Source organism: Acidovorax sp. KNOB132, from assembly GCF_057541515.1.
Genome location: NZ_BAAJYT010000146.1, coordinates 1 through 9476, shown reverse-complemented (window position 1 = coordinate 9476; position 9476 = coordinate 1). Strand labels below are relative to the sequence as shown.

Below are 9476 nucleotides of genomic sequence, written 5' to 3'. Positions count from 1 at the left end.
TCAGCTGGACCACGCGCGGCTTGGTCAGCGCATAGAACTGCGCGCGCGCGACGGGCATGCTGGCGATCGGAGGGGAGGTGGCGGGAGCAGCGCTCATGCGGAGATTCTCGTTGCGCCCGTGGGCGCGGTTGTCGGTGCGCCGGCAGCGGCGGCCAGGGGACGGGCGGCGCCCACGGCGCGGCTGGCGGCCAGGGCCCAGGTGAGGACCACGACCAGGGCCGCGGCGCCGCCGGTGTGCAGCACGGCGGCCACGAGGGGCCAGTCCAGCACCACGTTGGACAGGCCGGTGGCGAACTGCATCAGCGCCAGGCCCGCGATCCAGCGCGCCTGGGCCGGCAGCAGCGCGGCGCGATGCAGGCGCCAGGCCAGCACGCCGAGGGCCAGCAGCACGGCGTAGGCCGCCAGCCGGTGCGCATAGTGGATGGCCGTGAGGCCCGCGAAGGTGATGTGGCTGCCGTCCTGCAGCAGGCCCAGCGGCCGCCAGATCTCGAAGCCCTGGCCGAAGGCCATGTCGGGCCACCAGCTGCCCTGGCATGTGGGGAACGTGGTGCAGGCCAGCACCGCATAGTTGGTGCTCACCCAGCCGCCGAGCACGATCTGCACCGCCAGCAGCACGGTGGTCGCCACCAGCAGGCCCCGCAGGCCCCGGCCCAGCGCCACGGGCAGGATGCCGCGTGCGGCGTGCGTCTCGCGCACGGCCTGCACGCACAGCAGCGCCAGCAGCACCAGCCCGCCGATCAGGTGCAGCGTCACGATGGCGGGAAAGAGCTTCATGGTCACCGTGAGCGCACCGAATGCGCCCTGCAGGCACACCCACACCAGCGTCGCCGTGGGCCACCAGGGGCTCAGGGCGGGCGGCGGGCCCTGGTGCCTGGCCGCGCGAGACCGCTGCCACCATGCGCCGACGGTGAGCACGATGATGAGCATGCCCACGCCGCTGGCCAGATAGCGGTGGATCATCTCCACCCAGGCCTTGCCGTGCGTGACCGGGCCGGTGGGCATGGCCTGCTGGGCGGCGGAGATTTCGGCATGCGCGCCCAGCGGGCTGGCGTTGCCGTAGCAGCCCGGCCAGTCGGGGCAGCCCAGGCCCGAATCGGTGAGCCGGGTGAAGGCGCCGAACAGCACCAGATCGAAGGTGAGGAACAGGGTCAGCACGGTGAGCGCCTGCAGGCGCCGCACGCGCGAGGTGCCGCGGTTGCGCAGCCACACCCAGGCCAGCGGCCCGAGCGCGATCACCGCGCCCAGCAGCACCATGCGGGCGAGCGGGGCCAGGTCGTACAGCGGCTGGGCGTCCTGCATCATGGCGCTCCGGTGCGGCCGGGCTGGTCCCACGAGGCCGAGGCGCGCATCAGCCGCTCCAGGTCGCGCTTGGCCTTGGCGGCCCCGGCGGCGTCCAGGCCCGCCGGAAAACGCATCATCAGTGGCCCATGGGATCGACGACGTAGAGATGGTCTTCGATCGCGTGGCCGGTGGCGGGCGCGAGCCACGCGGACAGCGCCTGCGCATCCACCCGCAGCACCTGGGCCTTTTGCAGGCCCGGCTGGATCTCGGGCGGCGGCGCGGCGCCATCGGTCACCAGCCAGACCCAGTCGATGCGGTCCTTGTCTTTGCCCAGGCTTTCGCGCAGCTGCCGCTGCAGATACAGATGGTTCTGGCAGGCGGTGCCGCAGGCGCCGGGCGCCACGCTCACGAGCAGCCACTGGCCCTGCAGCTGGTCGAGCCGACCGGGAGCGCCATCAAGGGTGGTGGTCGCCATGCCCGCCGGCATCGCGCGCTGGGGGGCGATGAGTTCGCCGAAATTGCGCCGCCCTTCGGGCCGCAGCACGTAGTAGGTGAAGTACGAGGCCACCACGGGTGCTGCGCACACCAGCAGGATGCCCAGCATCTTCCAGCGCCCCTGGCGCGACTGCTGCACGGCCGCCATGGCCCCGCCCGCGGGCGGCAGGCTGTGCACCGTGAGGCCCAGCGGGTGGGCGCCCTGGGGCGCGTCAGGCGGCAGGCTGGCGGCGTGGGCGAAGGAAGCGTCGGACGATTTGGAACCAGACATAGAGGATTGCCACCAGGCCGCAAAGCCCGAACCATTGGACGGCGTAGCCGTAGTGTTTTTCGACCCCGGCGTCGATGACGGGCCAGTCGCGCAGCAACCCGTCGCTCGCGCCCCCCGTCTGCAGCACGGTGAGTGGCGCCAGGGCCAGGCCGGTCTCGCCGCGATAGGCTGCCAGGTCGAGATTTTGCCGGATGCGGGAAGACCCCTCGGCGCTGCCGGTGGCGCCAACTTCGTACAGCCGCGATGGCGCCGCCGCGATGCGGCCTTCCACCTCGGTGTCGCCGGCCGGCGCGGGGATCTGGGGCAACTGGGTGCGGTCCTGGAAATTGCGCGGCACCCAGCCGCGCTGCACCAGCACGCTGGTGGCGCTGCCCTGCAATTGCAGCGGCGTGAGCACGAAGAACCCCGGCCGGCCCTGCATCTGCCGGTTGTCCAGGAAAACGGTATGGGCGGGCAGCCAGCGGCCGCGCAGAACTATGCGGCGGTGCACCAGCGGGTCGTCCGGCCCCGTGGCCGCAGGCAGGGCCGCGAGCGTGGCGCCCTCCAATGGCGGCCGGGCCGAACGCGCGTCGATGGCGGCTTGCAAGGCTTCCTTCTGCGCCGCGCGGGACAGCTGCCAGCGCCCGAGCGACGCGGTCGCGGCCATGGCCAGCACAGCGGCCAGGCTGACCAGCCAAAATTGCAGGCCCAATCGGCGTCTTGCAGATGTCACGGGATAATGCGCTCCATGAAATACGTGGTGGTGCTGGCCTTCCTGGCCATTCTGGCGAGCCTCGGTTCCGCGCTGTTCTTCATGATGCGCAACGGCCGCAACGACAAAGCCCGCAGCGGCCACATGGCCCGCGCGCTCGCCGTCCGCGTGGGGCTGTCGATTCTGCTCTTCCTGTGCCTGCTGGCCGCCTGGAAGCTGGGCTACATCCAGCCCACCGGACTGCCGGCCACGCGCTGAGCGCCACCCGGCCTGCCCGGCATGGCCCACGGGCCGCGGCGGGCACCGGAGCACCGCCGCAAAAAAAGCGCCCTGCGGCGCTTTTTTCGTCGGGCCGCCGAGGGGCCTGGATTACAGCCAATAGACCAGCACGTACAGGCCCAGCCACACCACGTCCACGAAGTGCCAGTACCAGGCGGCGCCCTCGAAGCCGAAGTGCTTTTCCGGCGTGAAGTGGCCCTTTTGCAGGCGCAGCGTGATGAACAGCAGCATCAGCATGCCCACGAACACGTGAAAGCCGTGAAAGCCCGTCAGCATGAAGAAGGTGGAGCCGAAGACGCCGGAGCTGAGCTTGAGGTTCAGGTCGGTGTACAGGTGGTAGTACTCGTAGCCCTGCACGCACAGGAAGACGATGCCCAGCAGCACGGTGGCCCACATGAAGGCGATGGTCTTGCCGCGGTGGTTTTCGCGCAGCGCATGGTGCGCGATGGTCAGCGTGACGCCGGAGGTCAGCAGCAGCGCCGTGTTGATCGTGGGCAGCCAGAACGGGCCGACCGTCTGGAAGGGCTCCACGATGCCGGCGGGCGATGCGGTCATGCCCGCCGCCATGCTAGGCCACACGGCCTTGAAGTCGGGCCACAGCAGCGCGTTGTCCAGGCTGCCCAGGGCCGGCACCGAATGGGAGCGCGCCCACCACAGGGCGGTGAAGAAGGCGCCGAAGAACATCACCTCCGAGAAGATGAACCAGCTCATGCTCCAGCGGTAGGACAGATCGATCTTGTGCCCGTACAGGCCGCCCTCGCTCTCGCGCACGGCATCGCGGAACCACTGGTACAGCACGAACAGCCACCACACCATGCCCAGGGCGAGCGAATACTTGCCCCAGTCATGGCCATTGACCCACTGGCCCGCGCCCAGGATCACGAAGAACAGGCCGGCCGCCGCCATCACCGGATGGCGCGATTCGGCGGGCACGTAGTAGTACGGGGTCGTGCCGGGGGTAGATGCACTCATGTCAGCTCCTGAATCTCAAATCGTTGTTATCCGTCGGGCTGCGGCCGTCCATCAGACGACCCAGTTGACCAGCGCGATCAGCCCGACCACCAGCAGCAGCGCCGCGGCCAGGCCGACGGCGATGATGTGGATGGGGTTCAGCCGCTCCACGTCCTGCTGGTATTCCGAGCCCTTGCGCAGGCCGATGAACGACCACGCCACCGCCCGCACGGTGCGCAGCAGCGAGCCCTTGCGGCGCGCCGGCGATTCGCCGGGGGTGCGCGGGCTCACGATCCGGCCCCCCTGCGGCACCACGCCGGCGGGCAGCGCGGCAGTGGGCTCGGTGGGCGCGGGCGGCGTCTTGCCGCCCACCTCGAAGAAGGTATAGGACAGGGTGATGGTGGTCACGTCCTTGGACAGGCGCGGGTCGATCACGAACGCCACGGGCCATTGCTTTTTTTTCGCCCGGCTCCAGCACGTACTGGTTGAAGCAGAAGCACTCGAGCTTGTTGAAGTGCGCGGCCGCCTGCCGCGGTGCGTAGCTCGGGATGGCCTGCGCGGCCATGCGGCGGTTCTGCACGTTCTGGAACTCGTACATGACCGTGGCCAACTCGCCCGGGTGCACCTGCAGCGAGCGCTGCGCGGGCTTGAAGTCCCACGGGCCGCGCGCGTTCGCATCGAACTCCACGGTGATGGTACGGCTCTTGTCCACCTGCGTGTTCGCGGGCACCTTCACATCGCGGCCCGCCACCCCGTTGCCCGGCACCTGCCGCTCAGACAGCGACAGGATGTTGATGCCGGTCATCTCGCAGATGTGCTTGTAGATGGGAATGAGCACGTAGCCGAAGGCGAACATGCCGACCGAGATCACGGCCAGCTTGCCCACCATCTTGGCGTTTTCGGTGCGGAACATGCCCATGGCGCGTCCAGGCTTTCAGCGGGCCAGCCAGGCCATCTTGACCATGAAGCCGACGAAGAAGGCCACGGCCACCGAGGCCAGGATCAGCGCCATGCGCCGGTTGGACTTCTTTTGCTCGGGGGTCATTGCCAGGCCCTCCTCAGCCGATCACGCGGGTGGCCGAGGCGTCCAGCTTCGGCGGCGTCTCGTACGTGTGGAAAGGCGCCGGCGAAGGCACTTCCCATTCGAGGCCCTCGGCCCCTTCCCACGGGCGCTGCGGCGCCACTTCGCCCTTGCCGCGCATCGCGGGCACCACGATGAACAGGAAGAAGTACACCTGCATCAGGCCGAAGCCGAACGCGCCGATGGAGGCCAGCATGTTGAAGTCGGCGAACTGCATGGGGTAGTCGGCATAGCGGCGCGGCATGCCGGCCAGGCCCAGGAAGTGCATGGGGAAGAACGTCACGTTGAACGTGATGAGCGAGCCCCAGAAGTGGATGCGGCCCCGGGTTTCGCTGTACATCACGCCGGTCCACTTCGGCGCCCAGTAGTAGTACGCGGCGAACATGGAGAACAGCGAGCCGGCCACCAGCACGTAGTGGAAGTGGGCCACCACGTAGTAGGTGTCCTGCAGCTGGATGTCGATGGGGGCCATCGACAGGATCAGCCCGGTGAAGCCGCCCATGGTGAACACGAAGATGAAGCCCACGGCGAACAGCATCGGGGTCTCGAACGTCATGGAGCCGCGCCACATGGTGGCGATCCAGTTGAAGATCTTCACGGCCGTGGGCACCGAGATCAGCATGGTGGCGTACATGAAGAACAGCTGGCCGGTCACGGGCATGCCGGTCGTGAACATGTGGTGGGCCCACACGATGAACGACAGGATGGCGATGGACGAGGTGGCATACACCATGGAGGCATAGCCGAACAGCCGCTTGCGCGAGAACGCCGGCACGATCTGGCTGATGATGCCGAAGGCCGGCAGGATCATGATGTACACCTCGGGGTGGCCGAAGAACCAGAAGATGTGCTGGTACATCACCGGGTCGCCGCCGCCGGCGGGGTTGAAGAAGCTGGTGCCGAAGTGGCGGTCGGTCAGCGTCATGGTGATGGCGCCGGCCAGCACGGGCATCACGGCGATCAGCAGGTAGGCAGTGATGAGCCAGGTCCAGGCGAACATGGGCATCTTCATCAGCGTCATGCCGGGTGCGCGCATGTTCAGGATGGTCACGATGATGTTGATCGATCCCATGATGGACGAGGCCCCCAGGATGTGCATCGCGAAGATGCCGGCATCCATCGACGGGCCCATCTGCAGCGTGAGCGGCGCATACAGCGTCCAGCCCGCCGCCGGCGCGCCGCCAGGCATGAGGAACGAGGTCACCAGCATGATGGCCGCCGGGATCATCAGCCAGAAGCTGAAGTTGTTCATGCGCGCGAAGGCCATGTCGGATGCGCCGATCTGCAGCGGGATCATCCAGTTCGCGAAGCCCACGAACGCCGGCATGATGGCGCCGAACACCATGATCAGGCCATGCATGGTGGTGAGCTGGTTGAACAGCTCGGGGTTCACCAGCTGCAGGCCGGGCTTGAACAGCTCGGCGCGGATCAGCAGCGCCAGGATGCCGCCCACCATCAGCATGGTGAACGAGAACAGCAGGTACAGCGTACCGATGTCCTTGTGGTTGGTCGCGAACACCCAACGCCGCCAGCCCGTCGGGCCGTGATGGTGGTGATCGCCGTGGCTGTCGTGTGCGTGGCCGCCCGCGTGACCGTGGTTGTCGAGAACTGCGCTCATCTTGGATTCCTCAGTGCGTTGGGGCGTGGGTGGCTATTTGCCACGCTGGGCCAGGATCTCGGACGGCTGCACGATCTGCCCCGTCTTGTTGGACCAGGCGTTCTTGGTGTAGCTCACCACGGCCGCCAGATCGGTGTCGCTCAACTGCGCCCAGGAGGGCATCGCGCCGTTGGCGGCGCCCTTGAGCACGATGTGGATCTGCTGGGTGTGGTCGTCGCTCTTGACGATGGCGGAGCCGTCCAGCGGCTTGATGGGGCCCGCGCCCTTGCCGTTGGCCTGGTGGCAGGCCGCGCAGTTGGCGGCATAGACCTTCTCGCCGCGCGGCAGGATGTCCTGCAGCGTCCACACCTTGCTCGGGTCGTCCAGCTTGGCCGCGGCCTTCTTCTTCTCGCCCGCCACCCACTGGGTGTAGTCGGCAGCGGAGACCACCTTCACGTGGATGGGCATGTAGGCGTGTTCCTTGCCGCACAGCTCGGCGCACTGGCCGTAGTAGTCGCCCACCTTGTCGGCTCGGAACCAGGTGTCGCGCACGAAGCCGGGGATCGCATCCTGCTTGATGCCGAAGGCCGGCACCATGAACGAGTGGATCACGTCGTTGGCGGTGGTGATCACGCGCACCTTCTTGCCCACGGGCACCACCAGGGGGTTGTCCACCTTGAGCAGGTAGTCGGCCGGCGCGTTGCTCACGTTGCCGCTGTCGGACATGCGGCGGTGGCTGCTGTCGAGCGTGGAGATGTACGCCAGGCCCTGGCCTTCGCCGGTGATGTAGTCGTAGCCCCACTTCCACTGGTAGCCGGTGACCTTGATGGTCAGGTCGGCGTTGGTGGTGTCCTTTTGCGCCACGAGCACCTTGGTGGCGGGCAGCGCCATGAGGATCACGATGATGAAGGGCACGATGGTCCAGATAACCTCGACGGTCACGGACTCATGAAAATTGGCCGGCTTGACGCCGCGCGACTTGCGGTGCTTCCAGATCGAATAGAACATCACCGCGAACACGGCGATGAAGATCACCGTGCAGATGATGAGCATCATCCAGTGCAGGAACTGCTGCTCCTCGGCGATGCGGGTGACCGGAGGCGCCAGATTCAATTGGTTGACGGCCGGGCCACCGGGAAGATCCTGCACGGCGTGGGCTGCGGTGCCCACCCATGCACCCGCCATCAGCAGCAAAGAAGCCAGCTTGTTGGAAATGCTCTTCATAGTTCTCACTTCTAAGCCTCAATTAACCAATCCCTGGGCGCCCCCGCGTGGGGTCGGGGCGGCGCACAAAGCCATGCGAATTCCAACATCCAGACCGTGCCCGGGCCTTGGGGCGCAATGCCCGAGCCCTTCAGCGCGGCTGGGTTCCACATGAACCCGGTTTCATCGATGCGGAGCACCGGCGGTGCTTCGCTTTTTGTCTCCTGACCTTCAAGGCCCGCGCGGGTTGGCGCGTGCCCTGCACCGTGCAGCATGCCGTTCCCGTGGCCCGATTGCAAGGCCCGCGGCGACATCCGCCGCACAGCCCCGTACAAACCATGAGAAGGTTGGAAGGTTTCGCGCCGACCGCAGAGCCTGCCACCGACAGGCGGCCTCCCGGCGGGGCCGCAGGGATCGCACCGCGCAGCAGAAGTTCCGGAACAGCACCGCCAAGAATTGTAGCCTGCTGTTGCGACGGATCATGGGGGCCCTGCCCCCGGGAAAACACCCTCAGGCGCCCGGCTTTCTCGCCCCCTGCAGCATGGCGCGCATGTCCTGCAGCGACACGGCGCTGCTCTCGCTCACCCGCAACCGTGGCGCCGGCTTGAAGGCGTGGCCATAGACGATCTCGAAGGTCAGCGCCAGCTGGCCGCCCTCGTTCGGGTCGGCCAGGCGGTCGGCCAGCGCCTGTTCCAGGCGCTCGCGCCAGCGCCGCCCGCGCAGCGCGGGAAAGCGCGCCGGGTGCAGGTTGCAGCCCAGTTCGCGCAACTCCTGCAGCAGCCGGGCCGGTGTGGCGAAGGTCAGCCGGATGCGTTCCATGTCCATCACCGGTTCGGCGAACCCGGCCTGCACCAGCATGTCGCCCCAGTCGTGCATGTCCGTCATGGCATGGCCGGCGGGCGGCCAGCCCAGTTCGGCGTAGACGGCATGCAGTTCGCGCACGGTGTCGGGGCCCAGGCAGGAGAACATGAGATAGCCGTCCACGGCGAGTGCCCGGTGCCACTGGCCGATCAGCCGCTGCGGGTCGGCGGCCGTGTGCAGCGCCATGTTGGACCACACCATGTTGACGCTGCCGTCCGCCGGCAGGCCGAACTTCGGAGCACGCCCACCCCAGCGCGAAGGGCTCCACCATGCCGCGCCCAATGCCTGCTCGGCCACCGGCTGGCGGCGCACCGCGGTTTCCGCCACCTGGCAGGCGGCCTGGGGGTAACGCTGGCGCACCAGGGCATGGGCCTGCAGGCCACCGCGCACCGGGTCCCAGTCGCACCAGGCGGCCGGGGCCTGGCGGATCCACTGGAGCCGGTCGTCCATGCGCCGGGCCACCTCCTCGTGCAGCCAGGGGGAGATGGCGGGGGCGGCGGCATGCCAGCGGGCCGCGGCGGGCGGGTCGATGGTGGGGGGAAGGTGCTCTGGCATCGTGGGGGACGGGGGTCGCGGCGAGTATATTGAGTCGATGCTCCACAGGCACCTTGCAGGGATATCGCACTGGCTGGGCGCGGCCCTGGGTGCCGTGCCCAGCCAATGCGCCGTCTGCCATGCCTGGCCCGCGCGGCGCGTCTGCGATGCCTGCGCCACCCGCTTCGCACAGCCGCAGCCGCGCTGCGCGACCTGCGCCCTGCCCTTGCCG

9 protein-coding genes and 3 pseudogenes are annotated in these 9476 nt (G+C 68.1%); 2 read left to right on the top strand and 10 right to left on the bottom strand.

The window, feature by feature from the left end; translation table 11 throughout:
* Nucleotides 1-93: 93 nt before the first annotated feature.
* The 3 genes and pseudogenes from AC27IO_RS16490 to AC27IO_RS16480 all read right to left on the bottom strand — a co-directional run bounded on the left by AC27IO_RS16490 (nucleotide 94) and on the right by AC27IO_RS16480 (nucleotide 2759).
* The gene (locus tag AC27IO_RS16490; RefSeq protein WP_284429594.1) at nucleotides 94-1299 is read right to left on the bottom strand and encodes a COX15/CtaA family protein; all 1206 of its coding nucleotides are present in this window, start codon (nucleotides 1297-1299) and stop codon (nucleotides 94-96) included.
* Nucleotides 1299-2047, bottom strand: a pseudogene (locus AC27IO_RS16485) (SCO family protein). Before AC27IO_RS16485 ends, AC27IO_RS16490 begins: the two are co-directional and overlap by 1 nt.
* Nucleotides 1989-2759, bottom strand: coding sequence for an SURF1 family protein (locus AC27IO_RS16480; RefSeq protein ID WP_498739739.1), 771 nt, complete (start codon nucleotides 2757-2759; stop codon nucleotides 1989-1991). Before AC27IO_RS16480 ends, AC27IO_RS16485 begins: the two are co-directional and overlap by 59 nt.
* A 6-nt stretch (nucleotides 2760-2765) precedes the next feature.
* On the opposite strand from AC27IO_RS16480, the gene AC27IO_RS16475 reads away from it, so the two are divergent.
* Complete coding sequence (locus tag AC27IO_RS16475; protein ID WP_272549034.1) at nucleotides 2766-2996, top strand: twin transmembrane helix small protein; 231 nt, start codon at nucleotides 2766-2768, stop codon at nucleotides 2994-2996.
* Between the two features lie 111 nt (nucleotides 2997-3107).
* Here the strand turns inward: AC27IO_RS16475 and AC27IO_RS16470 are convergent, their stop codons facing one another.
* The 7 genes and pseudogenes from AC27IO_RS16470 to AC27IO_RS16440 all read right to left on the bottom strand — a co-directional run bounded on the left by AC27IO_RS16470 (nucleotide 3108) and on the right by AC27IO_RS16440 (nucleotide 9265).
* Nucleotides 3108-3989, bottom strand: a complete 882-nt coding sequence (locus tag AC27IO_RS16470) for a cytochrome c oxidase subunit 3 (RefSeq protein WP_272565029.1) — start codon at nucleotides 3987-3989, stop codon at nucleotides 3108-3110.
* Between the two features lie 51 nt (nucleotides 3990-4040).
* Nucleotides 4041-4259 (bottom strand): DUF2970 domain-containing protein, encoded by a 219-nt coding sequence (locus AC27IO_RS16465; RefSeq protein WP_284429362.1) that lies wholly within the window; start codon nucleotides 4257-4259, stop codon nucleotides 4041-4043.
* Nucleotides 4260-4286: 27 nt separating this feature from the next.
* Nucleotides 4287-4857 (bottom strand): annotated as a pseudogene (locus AC27IO_RS16460) (cytochrome c oxidase assembly protein); the annotation flags it as partial.
* 45 nt (nucleotides 4858-4902) lie between these two features.
* Nucleotides 4903-5013 carry a cytochrome oxidase small assembly protein gene (locus AC27IO_RS16455; protein ID WP_272549038.1) on the bottom strand — a complete coding sequence of 37 codons (111 nt, stop codon included), beginning with the start codon at nucleotides 5011-5013 and terminating at the stop codon, nucleotides 4903-4905.
* A gap of 13 nt (nucleotides 5014-5026) precedes the next feature.
* Nucleotides 5027-6667, bottom strand: coding sequence for a cytochrome c oxidase subunit I (gene ctaD / locus AC27IO_RS16450; RefSeq protein ID WP_272549039.1), 1641 nt, complete (start codon nucleotides 6665-6667; stop codon nucleotides 5027-5029).
* A 33-nt stretch (nucleotides 6668-6700) separates the two neighbouring features.
* Nucleotides 6701-7870: a cytochrome c oxidase subunit II gene (coxB, locus tag AC27IO_RS16445; protein WP_272565032.1), complete on the bottom strand. Its 1170-nt coding sequence runs from the start codon at nucleotides 7868-7870 to the stop codon at nucleotides 6701-6703.
* Nucleotides 7871-8359: 489 nt separating this feature from the next.
* On the bottom strand, nucleotides 8360-9265 hold the full coding sequence (locus AC27IO_RS16440) for a methyltransferase domain-containing protein (RefSeq protein WP_498739732.1): 906 nt from the start codon (nucleotides 9263-9265) through the stop codon (nucleotides 8360-8362).
* A gap of 37 nt (nucleotides 9266-9302) precedes the next feature.
* Here AC27IO_RS16440 and AC27IO_RS16435 point away from each other — a divergent pair.
* A pseudogene (locus AC27IO_RS16435) lies at nucleotides 9303-9476 on the top strand (ComF family protein); the annotation flags it as partial.

Excerpts from the sequence above, each read along its gene's own strand:
- coxB (WP_272565032.1), bottom strand. The coding sequence starts at position 7,870 with ATGAAGAGCATTTCCAACAAGCTGGCTTCTTTGCTGCTGATGGCGGGT.
- AC27IO_RS16470 (WP_272565029.1), bottom strand. The coding sequence starts at position 3,989 with ATGAGTGCATCTACCCCCGGCACGACCCCGTACTACTACGTGCCCGCC.
- AC27IO_RS16490 (WP_284429594.1), bottom strand. The coding sequence starts at position 1,299 with ATGCAGGACGCCCAGCCGCTGTACGACCTGGCCCCGCTCGCCCGCATG.
- AC27IO_RS16440 (WP_498739732.1), bottom strand. The coding sequence starts at position 9,265 with ATGCCAGAGCACCTTCCCCCCACCATCGACCCGCCCGCCGCGGCCCGC.
- ctaD (WP_272549039.1), bottom strand. The coding sequence starts at position 6,667 with ATGAGCGCAGTTCTCGACAACCACGGTCACGCGGGCGGCCACGCACAC.
- AC27IO_RS16475 (WP_272549034.1), top strand. The coding sequence starts at position 2,766 with ATGCGCTCCATGAAATACGTGGTGGTGCTGGCCTTCCTGGCCATTCTG.
- AC27IO_RS16455 (WP_272549038.1), bottom strand. The coding sequence starts at position 5,013 with ATGACCCCCGAGCAAAAGAAGTCCAACCGGCGCATGGCGCTGATCCTG.